Raw genomic sequence first — 15874 nt, forward strand, 5'->3', positions numbered from 1 at the left:
AATGGTGATGAATATTCACACTGTTGCCGTGATTGGCAGCGGCACGATGGGCGCCGGGATTGCCGAAGTGGCAGCCAGCCACGGCCATCAGGTCCTGATTTACGACATCGCCGCTGCCGCCATTTCGCGTGCCATTGACGGTATCCGTCAGCGCCTGGCATCCCGCGTGACGCGCGGAAAACTGTCTGCGGATGCCAGCGGCCAGATCCTTGCGCGGCTCATTCCGGTAACCGATATCAACGCGCTTGCCGCAGCGGATCTGGTGATTGAAGCCGCATCCGAACGCCTGGAAGTGAAAAAGGCGCTGTTTGCTCAACTGGCCGAGATTTGCCAGCCGCAGACGCTGCTGGCCAGTAATACCTCGTCCATTTCCGTCACCGCGATTGCGGCGGATATTCGTCACCCCGAGCGCGTGGCCGGGCTGCACTTTTTCAATCCGGCCCCGGTGATGAAGCTGGTCGAAGTGGTCAGCGGGCTGGCGACATCCCCGGAAGTGGCGGACGAACTGTGCGCGCTGGCAACAAACTGGGGCAAACAGCCTGTGCGCTGTCAGTCCACGCCGGGCTTTATTGTTAACCGTGTGGCGCGTCCTTTCTATTCTGAAGCCTGGCGTGCGCTGGAAGAGCAGGTGGCCGCGCCCGAAGTCATCGATGCCGCGTTACGCGAAGGCGGCGGGTTCCCGATGGGACCGCTGGAGCTGACCGACATGATTGGTCAGGACGTCAATTTTGCCGTGACCTGTTCGGTATTCAACGCCTTCTGGCAGGAGCGTCGTTTCCTGCCATCGCTGGTCCAGCAAGAGCTGGTGCTGGCCGGGCGTCTGGGTAAAAAGAGCGGGAAGGGCGTGTACGACTGGAATGGGAATAAACCTGACGTGAAGTGGCTCGATGCCGTCAGCGACAGTTTTAGCCCGATGAACACGCAGAGAAGAAGTGACGGTGTCACAGAAATTGATGAACTGCTGCTGATTGAAACCCAGGGGGAGACCGCCCAGGCGCTGGCGCTGCGCTTAAACAGCCCGGTGGTGGTGGTCGACCGGATGGAAGGCGATGTGGCGGTAATCGCCGCGGCTGCCAGTAACCCGCATTCGGCCACGCAAAAAGCCATCTTCTGGCTGCAACAGCAGGGAAAACGGGTGGTGCAGATTACAGATTATCCTGGCCTGCTCATCTGGCGCACGGTGGCGATGATTGTCAACGAAGCGCTGGACGCTCTGCAAAAAGGGGTTGCCAGTGAAAAAGATATTGATACCGCGATGCGCCTTGGCGTGAATTACCCCTGCGGACCGATTGCCTGGGGCGAACGTCTGGGCTGGCAACGCCTGTTAGCGCTGCTGGAAAACCTGCAACGCCACTACGGCGAGGAACGCTATCGCCCCTGTTCACTGCTGCGCCAGCGTGCGCTTCTGGAGAGTAGCTATGAGTCATAACGCCTGGCATAACGCCCGTACGATGTATGAACAAGATGCCTGCGCCCAGGCGCTGGGGATCGATATTATCGAAATGGACGAAGGGTACGCGGTGGTGACGATGACCATCACCCCGCAGATGCTCAACGGCCACAAAACCTGCCACGGCGGCCAGCTGTTCTCGCTGGCAGACACCGCATTTGCCTACGCCTGCAACAGCCAGGGGCTGGCGGCAGTGGCGTCTGGCTGCTCCATCGACTTTCTGCGTCCGGGATTTGCCGGGGACAAGCTGACCGCCATCGCGCGGGTTAAGCATCAGGGCAAGCTTACCGGCGTGTACGACATTGAAATCCAGAACCAACAACAAAAAACGGTCGCTCTCTTTCGCGGGAAATCTCACCGCATTGGCGGCAGTGTGACAGGAGAAGCCTGATGCGTGATGCATTTATTTGTGATGGTGTTCGTACCCCGGTGGGGCGTTATGGCGGTGTGTTGTCGGGGGTACGTGCAGATGATTTAGGTGCGGTGCCGCTGCGTGCATTGCTGGCGCGCTACCCGCAGCTGGACGCAGAACGCATAGACGATGTGATTTTCGGCTGCGCGAATCAGGCCGGGGAAGACAACCGCAACGTGGCACGTATGTCGGCGCTGCTTGCCGGGCTGCCGCAAACGGTGTCTGGCACCACGATTAACCGCCTGTGTGGCTCCGGGCTGGATGCCATTGGCTTTGCGGCACGCGCCATTAAAGCAGGCGACGGCGATCTGCTGATTGCCGGCGGCGTGGAATCAATGTCCCGCGCCCCGTTTGTGATGGGCAAAGCGACATCGGCATTCCAGCGTCAGGCAGAGATGTTCGATACCACGATCGGGTGGCGATTTGTGAATCCGCTCATGCATCAGCAATTCGGAACTGACAGTATGCCGGAAACGGCAGAGAATGTAGCTGAATTGTTAAATATTAGCCGTGCCGACCAGGATGCCTTCGCGCTGCGTAGCCAGCAGCGTACTGCGCTGGCTCAGCAGAACGGCATTCTGGCTCAGGAAATTGTGCCGGTGCTGGTGGCGGGCAAAAAAGGGGCCGTAACGGAAATCAGCGTTGATGAACATCCTCGCGAGACGACCCTGGAACAGCTGGCTGCGCTGAAAACGCCGTTTCGTAAAAACGGTGTGATCACGGCGGGGAACGCCTCTGGCGTGAACGACGGTGCGGCAGCGTTGATTATCGCCAGCGAGCACATGGCGCTGGCACAAGGTTTAGTGCCACGCACGCGTATTGTGGCAATGGCAACGGCAGGCGTTGAACCGCGCCTGATGGGGTTAGGGCCGGTTCCGGCGACCCGTAAAGTGCTGGAGCGTGCGGGGCTAAGCATTAACGATATGGATGTCATTGAGCTTAACGAAGCTTTTGCTTCGCAGGCGCTGGGTGTGTTGCGTCAACTGGGCTTACCGGATGATGCCGCGCATGTTAACCCGAACGGGGGGGCGATTGCGTTAGGCCACCCACTCGGTATGAGCGGTGCCAGACTGGCGCTGGCGGCGAGCAACGAATTGCACCGACGCAACGGGCGCTATGCGCTTTGTACGATGTGCATCGGTGTGGGTCAGGGCATTGCCATGATCCTTGAGCGTGTTTGAGCGAAAAACAATGTGAGTACCCTACAATGACAAATACAACAAAGCTTGATCCGATCGAAACCGCGTCCTTTGATGAGTTACAGGCGTTGCAGACTGAGCGCATGAAATGGACGCTGAACCATGCTTATAACAACGTACCAATGTACAAACGCAAGTTTGATGCTGCGGGCGTTCACCCTGATGATTTCAAAGAGCTGGCCGATATCCGCAAATTCCCGTGCACTACTAAACAGGATCTGCGTGATAACTACCCGTTCGATACCTTTGCCGTGCCGATGGAGCAGGTGGTGCGTATCCACGCCTCTTCCGGCACGACCGGCAAACCGACGGTGGTGGGTTACACCCAGAATGACATTGATACCTGGGCCAACATCGTCGCCCGCTCCCTGCGTGCCGCAGGCGGCAGCGCGAAAGATAAAATCCACGTGGCCTACGGTTATGGGCTGTTTACCGGCGGGCTGGGCGCGCACTATGGCGCAGAACGTTTAGGGGCCACGGTGATCCCGATGTCCGGCGGTCAGACCGAGAAACAGGCGCAGCTTATCCGTGATTTCCAGCCGGACATGATCATGGTGACGCCATCTTACTGCCTCAACCTGATTGAAGAGCTTGAGCGCCAGATGGGTGGCGATGCCAGCCAGTGTTCCCTGCGCGTGGGCGTGTTTGGCGCAGAGCCGTGGACGCAGGCCATGCGTCGTGAAATCGAAAAACGTCTGGGCATTACCGCGCTGGACATTTACGGTCTGTCAGAAGTGATGGGCCCGGGCGTGGCGATGGAATGCATTGAAACCGCTGATGGCCCGACAATCTGGGAAGACCATTTCTATCCTGAAATTGTAAACCCGAACGATGGCACGCCGCTGGAAGATGGCGAACTGGGCGAACTGCTGTTCACCACGCTGACTAAAGAGGCATTGCCGGTGATTCGCTATCGCACCCGCGACCTGACCCGCCTGCTGCCCGGTACGGCACGCACCATGCGTCGTATGGACCGGATTAGCGGACGCAGCGACGACATGCTCATTATCCGCGGCGTAAACGTCTTCCCGTCACAGCTCGAAGAGGAGATCGTCAAGTTTGAGCACCTGTCTCCGCACTACCAGCTGGAGGTGAATCGTCGTGGTCATCTTGATTCGCTTTCTGTGAAGGTCGAGCTGAAAGAGAGTAGCCTGACGTTAACCCACGAGCAGCGCTGCCAGGTGTGCCATAACCTGCGCCACCGCATTAAGTCGATGGTGGGGATCTCAACCGACGTCACTATCGTCAACTGCGGCAGTATCCCACGCTCCGAAGGTAAAGCGTGTCGCGTGTTCGACCTGCGTAAAGTGGCCGCTAACGGCTAACCGTAACCCCTCTTTCCTGGGGAGAGAGGGGTGTTTTAAAACTGTGCTATGATTCATCCAGGAAAAAAATCACAACAGAATGAATCATATGAATAAACTCGACGCCTTTATCCAGCACGCTGTCAGCTCGGTTCCCATCAGCGGTACTTCGCTTATTTCTTCCCTTTATGGTGATGCGCTTTCCCATCGCGGCGGCGAGATTTGGCTTGGGAGCCTTGCCGCACTGCTCGAAGGGATGGGCTTTGGCGAACGTTTTGTGCGTACCGCGCTGTTTCGCCTCAACAAAGAGGGCTGGCTGGATGTGTCCCGCATCGGGCGTCGCAGTTTTTACCGCCTGAGCGATAAAGGGTTACGTCTGACCCGTCGCGCGGAAAATAAAATTTACCGCGCAGAACTGCCCGCCTGGGACGGAAAATGGCTGTTGTTACTGTCTGAAGGGCTGGATAAAACCACTCTCGCTGACGTGAAAAAACAGCTGATCTGGCAGGGGTTTGGCACGCTGGCCCCGAGCCTGATGGCGTCGCCTTCACAGCATCTGGCAGATGTGCAGTCGTTGCTGCATGACGCGGGTGTGGCGGAAAACGTTATCTTTTTTGAAGCGCATTCACCGCTGGCGCTCTCCCGCGCAGCTCTACGCTCGCGCGTGGAGGAGTGCTGGCAACTGACTGAACAGAATACGATGTACGAGGCGTTTATCGACTCATTCCGTCCGTTACTGCCGCTGCTTAAAGAGGCAGCACCGGAAGAGCTGACGCCGGAACGTTGCTTCCAGATCCAGCTGCTACTGATTCACTTTTATCGTCGTGTTGTGCTTAAAGATCCGCTGCTGCCGGAGGAGTTGCTCCCGGCGCACTGGGCAGGACAAAGCGCAAGACAGTTGTGCATTAATATCTACCAGCGCGTAGCGCCGGGGGCGCTGGCATTTGTCAGCGAGAAAGGTGAAACCTCGGTAGGCGAATTGCCTGTGCCTGGCACGCTCTATTACCAGCGCTTTGGTGGCCTGAATATCGCATAAGGAGTGGGGATGCCTGTTTATCAAATTGACGGCCTGACGCCGGTTGTGCCTGAAGAGAGTTATGTTCACCCGACCGCCGTGCTGATTGGTGATGTGATCCTGGGCAAAGGGGTGTACGTTGGCCCTAATGCCAGCCTGCGCGGGGACTTTGGTCGTATCGTGGTGAAAGATGGGGCGAATATCCAGGATAACTGCGTGATGCACGGCTTTCCAGAACAAGACACCGTGGTGGAAGAGGACGGACATATCGGCCACAGCGCGATTTTGCATGGCTGCATCATCCGGCGTAACGCGCTGGTGGGTATGAATGCCGTGGTGATGGACGGGGCTGTGATCGGCGAAAACAGTATCGTTGGTGCCGCGGCATTCGTGAAAGCGAAGGCGGAAATGCCGGCAAACCATTTGATTATTGGCAGCCCGGCTAAAGCGATACGCGAACTCAGTGCTCAGGAAATCGAGTGGAAAATGCAGGGGACAGGGGAATATCAGGTTCTGGTTGAACGCTGTAAGTTGACCATGCACCAGGTCGAGCCGCTGCGTGAGGAAGAGCCTGGCCGCAAACGGCTGGAATTTGATGAAAATTTACGGCCAAAGTCGGCAGGGTGAGGGCGTAAAGGCGGAAACAGTCCATTAACAGGAAATGCCCGCCAGGTGCCAGGAGGAGACGTTGCAAAATCAGGCGTAAATAAGCCTGTGTGGAGCTAAATATTAGCGTAGCTCAGCCAGGCTTTTTTCCGTTGGTATAAATATCAGGCCGGGTAATGGTCCATGCATAGTTTTCCCGATTTACGGGCTCATAGCCAAACTTTTCATAAAGCCAGGGCGCTGTTGTTGTGAACAACATGATTCTGCGAAGCTGCTCAAACACAGGATGACTATGTATGCATTCCATAACCCATCGTCCAAGTCCCTCTCCCTGATATTCTTCAAGGATATAGACATCGCAAAGGTAAGCGAATGTAGCATAATCCGTTATCAGACGAGCCAAACCTATCTGGGTTTCATTATGAAAAACACCAAAATTAAGGCTGCTTTCTATTGAGGCACAGACAATGTCCAGAGGAATACCTTGAGCCCAGGTGGACCTCGTCAGATAGCGATGGATAGCCTGCACATCTAGTTTTTCTCTGTCTGTGCTTACCAGGTAGTTATCTCTATGCCATTCATGTTTCGCTGAAATGCTCACTTTCGTTCCTGCTCAGAAGATTCAGAAAGACCTAACCTTATTATTGTACTGTCTGGATCGCTCTGTGTTAACTGCGGTTACCAGAGTTACGAACAGTTTTGTCAGCTGAACGGTTATAAAAAAGAAAAGTCGTACGCAAATACGAGTAGTATCAGATTGTTATCGTAAAATATTTTCTAGTGTAGTGATTTCACCCGACGACAATAATGGCTGAATGGAAACCAGTTTTTCTTCAGGAAGATCGTATAATTTTAGCGCCAGTATTCGGGCAATATCGTCTTCAGGAAAACGGTACTTAATCAATTTTGCCGGGTTGCCACCGACAACCGCATACGGTGGCACATTTTTCGATACCACAGCGCCAGCGGTAACGACTGCACCTTCACCAATGGTAACACCAGGCATAATCATCGCCCGCATTCCCAGCCAGCAGCCGTCACCCAGTGGTGAGGGCGATTTTCGTACGTCCGCTCCTCCCTCAATTAAGGCCTCATGCTCCCGGGCCTGTCTGCTGCGCGCCGAAAACGGGGATTTAACCAGGGTTTGGTTGTACATCACCGCCTGATTCACCCTCATTCACACTCTCTTTGCTTTGAATGAACCGGAGGGCCAAATAGAGGTCTGGCGCCAGAATCATGTCATCATCATTCATTGTTGGCCGACTGTCTTTAAACCAGCGTGTTAATTCCGTTTTCCTGCCCGCAAGGATTAACGTAATCTGTCGACTTTTCAGGTCGCGCTTTAACTCATTAATGGTGGCCAGGACACTGATATCTGAATAGGTGAAGCAGGCAACGGCATCAATGACCACCCATTTAGGTTGTAATGCGGTACCATCAACTAAGTTCAAAACCCGACGTTTAAAATAAGCCACATTAAAATAGGTCAACGGGGAGTTAAATCGATACATCAGCACGCCCGGGACCATTTTAATATCAGTTGAATTGCCTAATGAGTGAATCATTCCATTTTCGTCAGTTCCCAGTAAGTGTTCAGAGGGACGAAAGACTGTACGCAGAAACTGTAACAGACCCAGCAACACCGCAAGGCCGATCCCCTGGATAACGCCGATAATTAAAACGCAGCCAAACGTGAAGAAGGCCAGGCGAAATGCCTGTTTATTTCTTCGCCTCAGATTCCATAGCCCACGTAAATCAATCAATGACCACGATGCATACATTAGAACGATACCTAATGCAGAAACCGGAATAAACTGTAATGGCTGAGTGAAAAATACGACCACGATACCGATGAGTAGGGCTGCGACCACAGAAACCAGCTGACTTTTCCCCCCAGTTGAATCATTAACTGCGGTTCGGGAATCGGCTCCACTGATAGCAAACCCCTGGGATAATCCAGACATGAGATTCGCAATACCCAGAGCTCTGAACTCTGCATCAGCATTAATTTCATAGCCATTTTTCGCGGCGAAACTGCGAGCGGTCAGCATAAGACTGACAAAACTGACCAAAGCCAGGTTCAGCGCCGGGATCACTAAATCACGCATCGGACCTGGCTGAAATGCCGCCCAGTTCACGACGGGTAAACCAGGCTGGAAACCTTCCCCTCCAATAGTGGCAATACCATAATTTTGCGCAGATGTTCCCCATACCAGTGCCGTTGTTATCGCAATGGCAATCAACGGTGCTGGCCAGTGGCTGCGATACGTTTTGATAACCATTAAAATAGCTAACGTTAAAAGTGATAGCCCTAAAGTTAATAAATGGCTGTCTGCAATTCGGCCTGGCAAGGCAATTATTTTCTCAATAACCTGCGCCTCATCAAGCGTGATCCCCAAAACCTTGCCTAATTGCCCGACAATAATCGTCACGGCTACGCCATTAAGCAAACCGGTAAGAATGGGATGAGAAAGCAGATCGGCAAGTGCGCCCAGGCGAAATTTACTGGCAAGAAGGCACCAGCCGCCCATCATCAATGTCATGATGATCGTCAGTTGCCAGTGCAGTTCGGGATTTCCGGCAGAAAGAGGAAACACAACGGCTGCAATCACCGCGCAGGTCGTTGCATCAGGGCCAACAATCAGCTGACGTGAAGAACCAAACAGCGCATAAGCTATCATTGGTAAAACGCAGGAATACAGCCCTACGATTGCCCCAACACCCGCCAACTCAGCGTAAGCAATAGCAACGGGGAGTGCGACAGCTGCAACAGACAGCCCGGCTTTAACATCATGTTTTAGCCAGCTTTTATCGTAGGCTAATAAATTTTGTAACCCTGGCATGTAGTGTAATAAAAATTTTCCGAACACGTTATTCTCCGGATATGGATCCTACTCACGCAATGTTGGCATACTTCAGAGTGAAGTTCTGGTTTTCAACGGGGCCCGGGCTGAGGCCGCCGCCGCTCAGGCCCTAATAACCTCGACCATCTTATTATTCTGTCTGGTGTTAAACATAGTTCAAAAGTGCGGGCACCCGGTGACTGGTTAATCACGCAGAATGAAGACAGCCCAGACCAGTTAATGTTGAATGCACGGCCTCAGTAAGAGGGGTTTGCGGTTCATAGCCTAAAAACGCAATCAGTTTTGAATTGTCCATCGCGATGGTCTGTTCCCAGAGATAACGCATCTCCAACATTTCATGCAGCGTGGTGTTAAAAGGTGCCATCAAAGAGATAAGCCACCAGGGAAATGATTTCACCTTCGCCTTAATACCGGCACGTTCGGCAACATGCTTTATGGCTGCGGCCATCGCAGTGCCGTCAGGATCCCAGTGCCCACGCATATGGAAACAGGCAAACGGGTCGAGTTCCTCCCGACGCGCCAGCAGCGCTGCAAGTGTGTCGGCAACATCGGGCAGGTAAGCCCACTGATGACCTGCTCCGGCTTTCCCGGGATTTTTAATTATCTGTGGTGAACGCCCCGGTTTTATCCACCCCTGTGAAAACCAACTGTTGCCTGCATGAGGGCCAAAAAAGTCACCAGCCCGCAGAATCAGCACCTTTCCGCCTCGCTGCGCATAGGCTGATAGTGACTTCTCCATTTGCACTCGTATGGCCCCTTTTTGGGTGACGGGGTTCTGAAGAGAGTCCTCCTGTAAGAGGGGAAAAGCATCCGGGCCGTAGTTATAAATAGTGCCCGGCAGAACGATTAATGCTCCATTTTTCTCCGCCGCGTTGATGGTGTTGTGTAGCATTGGCATAACCAACTGCTCCCAGTTTCGATACCCCGGCGGGTTAACAGCATGGACAATCACGCTACACTCTGACGCAGCAGCTTCGACGTCTTCTGCGTTCAGTGCATCACCGTTTATCCACGTAATTCCGCTGAGCACTTCATGTTGCGAGGCACTGCGGCGCAATCCATGAACATCCCATTTTTCGCGGATGAGTTTACGAGCAATTTCGCCACCGATCCCACCCGTTGCGCCCAATATAAGTACCTTATTTGTGTTTTTCATCGTCTCACCTCTGTCGGATATCTGCTTGACATCGTAGTGGCCATACGCGCTAAATGTAATTGCATAATATAAGACAGCAGGTATGCATTTTTGTATGAAGCAGAATATTCCCTGGGAATGGTATCGCACCTTTCTGGCTGTGATGAGAGAAGGCTCCCTGTCAGGGGCCGCTCGCGTGCTCGCCATCACTCAGCCAACCGCCGGACGCCATGTGGCAGCACTGGAATCGGCCCTCGGCCTTGTTTTATTTACTCGTTCACAAACAGGATTACAGGCCACAGATGCCGCCCTCGAGTTGAGGGGGCATGCACAAGCGATGGAAAATACCGCCATGATGATTGAGCGGTCGGCTGCCAGCTTCAGCACCCGCACATCCGGGCTACGCGGGGTAGTACGCGTTGCCGCCAGCGAAATTATCGGCACGGAGGTTCTGCCTCCTGCGATCGCGCGAATAAAGGATGAGTACCCACATATAACCGTTGAACTCGTTCTGTCTAATCGAGTTCAGGATCTACTAAGCCGGGAAGCGGATATTGCAGTACGCATGACCACTCCGGTACAGGAGCAACTGATTGCGCGCCGGATAGGCAGTATTGAAATTGGTCTGCATGCCTCGCCTTCATATCTTTCAAAACATGCTGCACCAGAAAGTATTGATGAGTTACTCACCCATACACTCGTGGGTTTCGATAAGACGACGCCATTTATTTTGCAGGCACTGAAACATTATCCTCAGCTAAACCGCGACCTGTTTACCGTGAGAACTGACAGTGATGTTGCACAATTAAACCTTATTCGTGCAGGTGCCGGTATCGGTATGTGTCAGGTTCAGCTGGCCAATTTTTCTGCGCCGTTACAGAGACTGATGCCTGATTTTTTTGCATTCCATCTCGATACCTGGTTGGTGATGCATGAGGATTTGCGCCACAGCCTGGCCTGTAAAACGGTATTTGATTTCCTTGCTGATGATTTACAGGTTTATATCAGCAGGGGACAACGGTGACCCTCTCCTGAAAAACGTCGATCCGTTTATCGTCCCCCCGCGAGCCAGACGGCGAGGGGATGCTAAAAAACATGTCAAAGCTTCTTTCCGAACTGGCTGGCAAGCGCTGTTAACTGAACGTTTTTAGGATCAACCACCTTACCGCTTGCGGTGACAAAGGCGCTATGCAGCATTTCTCCACTTTCTTTATCCGATAAGGCAACATGCGGTGAGTCATGCAGTATGTATTTATGACCCCATTCCATCATGGAGATAAGAATCGGTGCAAGGCTGCGGCCTTTTGCTGTGAGAATATATTCATACCGTTCACGAGCCCCATCTTCTTGATAGGGAATTTTGCAAAGGAGATTGAGTTCAGTCATTTTTTTTAATCTGTTTGCCAATGTCTGCTTCGTGATTTTTGTATGAGCACGTATAGTTTCAAAGCGAGTGACCCCATAAAACGCCTCTCTTATAATCAATAAAACCCATTGATCTCCAAGTAGTTCTGCTGTCGCCGCAAGCCCGCAAAGCTCAGGTAACAAGTACGGTAATGAATTATCTTTTGACATGTGCGCGTTTGCCTCTTAGTCTGAGTATTATTTTAATACTCAGGTATTCAAGGAGAATACAATGCCCTTCGTTAATGTGCAAACCATTAAAGGAATTATGAATTCGGAGCAAAAAAATGAGCTGCTACGTCGAATGACTGACCTTATTGTTGAAATTGAGGGGAAAGGCGACCCTGAATTCCGGCGTTCCGTATGGATCCGAATTGATGAGTATGAACCGGAACAGTGGAGTCTTGGGGGAATACAACCAACATCTGAAATGATTGCTGCAAAATATGCAGCACCACAGCGCTCCTGATTTGTTTTTTTTTAACTCAGGACTGATCACTGCATGAAGGTCCGCTCCTCGCTCAGAGCGGACCCGTTATCACGCAATGGAAAAATACGAGCAACTCAGTTCATCGTGTGTGAACCCGGGAGGAGCAGTTCACGAGGTTTGTTGTTCTTTTCGTTCGACTTTGCAAATATGTATCACACACAATTCCAGACCTGCTCAGACAGCAACGCAGAATGTTGTCATGTCGATTTCGAACGGGTTCTGCTTCGAGGAGCCCAATATGACAACTTTTTATCAACTATCAGCCACCCGTCTGGACGGCAAACTGATCCCAATGGCCGACTATGCGGGTAAGGTGGTTCTGGTCGTGAATACCGCCAGCCAGTGTGGCTTCACGCCGCAGTATGCAGGCCTTGAAACGCTCTACAAGCAATATGCCGCCCAGGGGTTGGTGGTGTTGGGTTTCCCCTGTAACCAGTTCGGCAAACAGGAGCCAGGCGACGCCGACGACATCGCGCGGACCTGTCACATTAACTACGGTGTGACCTTCCCGATATTCGAGAAAGTAGAGGTCAATGGAACTGCTGCCCATCCGGTGTTTCGTTATCTGAAAAACGCATTGCCCGGCATGCCGGGAGAGCGGATCAAGTGGAATTTCACTAAGTTCTTAATCGGGCGGGATGGTAAACCACTCAAGCGTTTTGCACCGTACACTACCCCGGAGAAAATGGAAGCCGCCATTCTTGCGGCACTTGAAATGTAGCAGGCCCTTTAACCAGAAGTCGGCATGACTATTTATTAGAAAACAGACCCTTGAGCAGTGCCTGTGTCGCAGCAGAGGCGTTTCCGGATTGCGAACAAACCAGCCCAAATTCGCGATGCAGGGAAGGTGCTACGGGTACCACGCACAGGCCGCGTAATTCCTCCGGCAGGGCTGATTCAGGGACAAGTGCAACGCCCATTCCTTCGCCTGCCAGCAAGCAGGCGCTGACCCAATCGCGTACCTTCACGCGCACGTCAGTGAGCTTTAAGCCAGCATTTTCCATCAGGCTTTGCCCATTCACTAAACACCCTCCGGTGGCAAGAATAAAGGGTTGGTCTGCCAGTTCTTCTAACGTAATGCCGGATGTCCTTGCGAGCCCCGCCAGTGGATGACGAGCCGGCATTACCGCAACCCAGGCATCTTTTCCTAAGACAATATTTGCGCGCCCGGGGGCAGGGTTCATGACAACCCCGAGTTCAACGGTGTCTTGCGCGAGCCACTCCTCAACTTCCTCGTCTGTACCTTCCAGAACAACTACCTCAATACCGGGATGCAGGCGCTTAAAGTCCCGTAATAACCTGGGTAAAAATGTGGACGTCACGGAGGGAAAACTGGCCAGGCGAATGCGCCCGCTGTTCAATTCCTGGCTCTGGTTTGCCAGGGAACGAATCGCATCCAGCTGCAATACCATGCTCCTTGCATGTGCGACAACCTGCTCACCCAGAGCGGTTACACCAATATAGCGCCGCTCACGTGTGAACACCGGAAACCCAAGTGCGGCCTCCAGCTGAGCAATTGCCTGGCTGGCACCAGACTGCGTCATGCCAATTTCTTCGGCAGCCCGTGAAATGTTGTTGGCATCTGCGACGGCTACCACCAGGCGCCAGTGCAAAAGATTCATCATGGGTATCAGTAGCTCAACTAATAGTTAAATTATGAACAATTAATTTTACAGCAATAACGCCGTTAAGCAGAGTGTATTCATGAACGTAGTAAGCGTTGATTACTATTTTTAATTCAAAGGAGACAACATGAAACTCTATTACGCCCCTGATACCTGTTCACTTTCACCCCATATCGTGCTGCGCGAACTGGAGCTTGAGTTTGAACTGGTTAAAGTGGACAACCGTAGCAAGCGTACTGCTGACGGGCGTGATTTCCTGACCATTAATCCAAAAGGCTATGTAGCAGCTCTTGAACTTGACGATGGCAAGATACTCACTGAAGGTCCGGCCATTGTGCAGTATCTTGCGGATCGTAAACCGGAAAGCGGGCTGGCTCCACGCGCGGGCACCTGGGATCGGGTTCGTCTCCAGGAATGGCTTAACTTTATCACCAGTGAAATACACGCGGGCTCGGCGCTATTATTCAATTCCTCGCTGCCCGAAGAGGTCAAATCGATTTATCGCGAGAAGCTGTTCCGGCGATTCAATTTTCTTGAGGAGCAACTCAATGGCAAAACCTGTCTGATGGGGTCGGCGTTCAGTGTTGCTGATGCCTACCTGTTCACCGTGCTGAGCTGGTGTAAATTCTTCGCCATCGACCTGAATAGCTGGCCTGTGCTATCAGCCTATATGGCCAGAATCCATGCACGGCCTGCGGTGCAGGCTGCATTACGTGCTGAAGCCTCGGATTAAGGTCGTCATACTGAGTATTGGGCACCATGTTGTGTGCCCAAACATGAGAGGGTCGCTCCGGGTCTAAGGGCGGCTTTCCAGTAAGCCCGCCACTCCAGCGAGCCTGTCAGGAGGGGATGTATTTAGCCGGCAAATTTGAGCAGTGCTTCACCATCAAGACGATAGCGAACCCATTCAGACTGCGGCAATGCGCCAATGCTCAGATAAAAGTCAATGGCGGGCTGGTTCCAGTCCAGAACACTCCATTCAAGGCGGCCGCACTGGCGCTGCACTGCGCATTGCGCGATATTTTTTAGCAAGGCTATTCCCGCACCCTGGCCGCGATAATCCGGGGAAACATACAAATCTTCCATATAGATACCGTTACGACCCAGCCATGTTGAATAGCTGGTGAAGAAAACGGCATACCCCACGGCTTTACCTTCACTCTCGGCAATCAATGCTTCGGTTTTACTGCCTGCGGCGAAAAGTGTTTCCCGGATCTCGTCTGGCGTGGTGACAACCTCTTGCGGGGCTTTTTCGTAAACCGCCAGCTCGTAAATCATATCGTAAATTGCGGTTGCATCTTCCGGGCGGGCCTGACGAATCGTGATGCTCATGAGTATTCCTGTTTGCTCTGCATTTTGTTGATGGGGCTAAGCATAAGGGTTATCGTCAGAAGAATTAAGTGCAATGAAATCAACAAATGATGAATGTTATGCATCCAACTCTGAGGCGTCTTGATTTAAACCTTCTCCCCGTTTTTGACGCGATTTACCGTCACAGCTCTGTGCGGCTGGCGGCGGATGAACTGGCAATGAGCACATCGGCGCTGAGCCATGCATTGTCTCGCCTGCGTATCACGCTTAACGATCCGTTATTTTATCGGGAAGGCCATCGCATGTGCCCCAGTGTGTATGCCACTCAGCTTGCGCCTGCGATTGCATCGACACTAAAATTCCTCAATCAGGAGCTGACGCCACAGCCGGAATTTGAAGCCTCTGAGAGTACGGAGTCATTACAGATTGCGATTACGGATTTCACTGCATTTTGTATTTTCCCTGCGCTGATGCACAAGTTGCAGCATCAGGCACCAGGTCTGCATCTGGAGTTACGCTATTTGCCGCACAGCCCGGCACTGACGGAACTGCTGGCAGGGGAAGTGGATCTGGCACTTGGGTTCAGTACGTCGGATGACATTCGTCACCCGGAACTGGAAGAGATTAGCTGGTTCGAAGATGAGTATGTTGTCATCAGTAACACCCGCCGGACACAACTGACGCTGGAGGATTATCTCGCCGCCCGACATCTGGTGGTGACACCCTGGAATGAGAAGCAGGGCGTTTTGGATCTACAGCTTGAGCAGTTGGGGCATACCCGGCAAATCGCGATCAAAACCCCGTCTATGCTCAGCGCGCCCTTTATCGTTGCCCAGAGCGATCTGCTGATGGCAATCCCGCGATATGCCGCTGAGAAACTGGTTCCGGCGACGGATATCAGGATTTTCCCACTGCCATTCGCGATCCGCCCGTTTGAAGTGAAGATTTATTCACATAAACGCAGCGGTAAGCGAGGCGTGACTAACTGGCTGAAAGCACAACTGCAAATCCTGGCTGACGAGATGAAAACAGCCTTGTGAGGGCCGAAACCCGGTGTTC

At 52.7% G+C, this 15874-nt stretch carries 17 protein-coding genes and 1 pseudogene; 11 read left to right on the forward strand and 7 right to left on the reverse strand.

The window, feature by feature from the left end:
- Position 1: 1 nt before the first annotated feature.
- The 6 genes from paaH (at position 2) to paaY (ending at position 6007) form a co-directional block, all read left to right on the forward strand.
- Complete coding sequence (gene paaH, locus ACS603_RS10870) at positions 2-1429, forward strand: 3-hydroxyacyl-CoA dehydrogenase PaaH (protein ID WP_474944236.1); 1428 nt, start codon at positions 2-4, stop codon at positions 1427-1429.
- Positions 1419-1841: a hydroxyphenylacetyl-CoA thioesterase PaaI gene (gene paaI / locus ACS603_RS10875; protein WP_014070176.1), complete on the forward strand. Its 423-nt coding sequence runs from the start codon at positions 1419-1421 to the stop codon at positions 1839-1841. Before paaH ends, paaI begins: the two co-directional genes overlap by 11 nt.
- A complete protein-coding gene (gene pcaF / locus ACS603_RS10880; protein ID WP_474944237.1) occupies positions 1841-3043 on the forward strand; it encodes a 3-oxoadipyl-CoA thiolase in 1203 nt (400 codons plus the stop codon). Before paaI ends, pcaF begins: the two co-directional genes overlap by 1 nt.
- A gap of 26 nt (positions 3044-3069) precedes the next feature.
- The gene (gene paaK, locus ACS603_RS10885) at positions 3070-4386 is read left to right on the forward strand and encodes a phenylacetate--CoA ligase PaaK (protein ID WP_182060942.1); all 1317 of its coding nucleotides are present in this window, start codon (positions 3070-3072) and stop codon (positions 4384-4386) included.
- 79 nt (positions 4387-4465) lie between these two features.
- Positions 4466-5401: a phenylacetic acid degradation operon negative regulatory protein PaaX gene (gene paaX, locus ACS603_RS10890; protein ID WP_014070179.1), complete on the forward strand. Its 936-nt coding sequence runs from the start codon at positions 4466-4468 to the stop codon at positions 5399-5401.
- Positions 5402-5410: 9 nt separating this feature from the next.
- Complete coding sequence (gene paaY / locus ACS603_RS10895; RefSeq protein ID WP_474944238.1) at positions 5411-6007, forward strand: phenylacetic acid degradation protein PaaY; 597 nt, start codon at positions 5411-5413, stop codon at positions 6005-6007.
- A gap of 112 nt (positions 6008-6119) precedes the next feature.
- Here paaY and ACS603_RS10900 read toward each other — a convergent pair whose 3' ends face one another.
- The 4 genes and pseudogenes from ACS603_RS10900 to ACS603_RS10915 all read right to left on the reverse strand — a co-directional run bounded on the left by ACS603_RS10900 (position 6120) and on the right by ACS603_RS10915 (position 10006).
- Positions 6120-6587 carry a GNAT family N-acetyltransferase gene (locus ACS603_RS10900; protein WP_315688583.1) on the reverse strand — a complete coding sequence of 156 codons (468 nt, stop codon included), beginning with the start codon at positions 6585-6587 and terminating at the stop codon, positions 6120-6122.
- Positions 6588-6746: 159 nt separating this feature from the next.
- Positions 6747-7034 (reverse strand): annotated as a pseudogene (locus tag ACS603_RS10905) (CatB-related O-acetyltransferase); the annotation flags it as partial.
- 85 nt (positions 7035-7119) lie between these two features.
- Positions 7120-8856, reverse strand: a complete 1737-nt coding sequence (locus ACS603_RS10910; protein WP_315688584.1) for a SulP family inorganic anion transporter — start codon at positions 8854-8856, stop codon at positions 7120-7122.
- Positions 8857-9037: 181 nt separating this feature from the next.
- Entirely contained in the window at positions 9038-10006 is a 969-nt protein-coding gene (locus ACS603_RS10915) for an NAD-dependent epimerase/dehydratase family protein (protein WP_474944239.1), read from the reverse strand.
- 94 nt (positions 10007-10100) lie between these two features.
- Here ACS603_RS10915 and ACS603_RS10920 point away from each other — a divergent pair, with 94 nt between their 5' ends.
- The gene (locus tag ACS603_RS10920) at positions 10101-11009 is read left to right on the forward strand and encodes a LysR family transcriptional regulator (protein ID WP_474944240.1); all 909 of its coding nucleotides are present in this window, start codon (positions 10101-10103) and stop codon (positions 11007-11009) included.
- Positions 11010-11083: 74 nt separating this feature from the next.
- Here the strand turns inward: ACS603_RS10920 and ACS603_RS10925 are convergent, their stop codons facing one another.
- Complete coding sequence (locus ACS603_RS10925; protein WP_315688587.1) at positions 11084-11560, reverse strand: winged helix-turn-helix transcriptional regulator; 477 nt, start codon at positions 11558-11560, stop codon at positions 11084-11086.
- A 61-nt stretch (positions 11561-11621) separates the two neighbouring features.
- Here ACS603_RS10925 and ACS603_RS10930 point away from each other — a divergent pair, with 61 nt between their 5' ends.
- Together ACS603_RS10930 and ACS603_RS10935 are read left to right on the forward strand one after the other, a co-directional pair.
- Entirely contained in the window at positions 11622-11858 is a 237-nt protein-coding gene (locus ACS603_RS10930) for a tautomerase family protein (protein WP_315688588.1), read from the forward strand.
- A 259-nt stretch (positions 11859-12117) separates the two neighbouring features.
- On the forward strand, positions 12118-12600 hold the full coding sequence (locus tag ACS603_RS10935) for a glutathione peroxidase (RefSeq protein WP_315688589.1): 483 nt from the start codon (positions 12118-12120) through the stop codon (positions 12598-12600).
- A 28-nt stretch (positions 12601-12628) separates the two neighbouring features.
- On the opposite strand, the gene ACS603_RS10940 is transcribed toward ACS603_RS10935, so the two are convergent.
- A complete protein-coding gene (locus ACS603_RS10940) occupies positions 12629-13504 on the reverse strand; it encodes a LysR family transcriptional regulator (protein ID WP_474944241.1) in 876 nt (291 codons plus the stop codon).
- A gap of 127 nt (positions 13505-13631) precedes the next feature.
- Between ACS603_RS10940 and gstA the strand changes: the two genes are divergently transcribed.
- Positions 13632-14237 (forward strand): glutathione transferase GstA, encoded by a 606-nt coding sequence (gene gstA / locus ACS603_RS10945; RefSeq protein ID WP_474944242.1) that lies wholly within the window; start codon positions 13632-13634, stop codon positions 14235-14237.
- A gap of 122 nt (positions 14238-14359) precedes the next feature.
- Here the strand turns inward: gstA and ACS603_RS10950 are convergent, their stop codons facing one another.
- On the reverse strand, positions 14360-14836 hold the full coding sequence (locus tag ACS603_RS10950) for a GNAT family N-acetyltransferase (protein WP_014070197.1): 477 nt from the start codon (positions 14834-14836) through the stop codon (positions 14360-14362).
- A gap of 86 nt (positions 14837-14922) precedes the next feature.
- Between ACS603_RS10950 and ACS603_RS10955 the strand changes: the two genes are divergently transcribed.
- Complete coding sequence (locus ACS603_RS10955; protein WP_474944243.1) at positions 14923-15855, forward strand: LysR family transcriptional regulator; 933 nt, start codon at positions 14923-14925, stop codon at positions 15853-15855.
- Positions 15856-15874: the final 19 nt, after the last annotated feature.

It is taken from the genome of Enterobacter sp. Li2LvB3 (genome assembly GCF_056156645.1).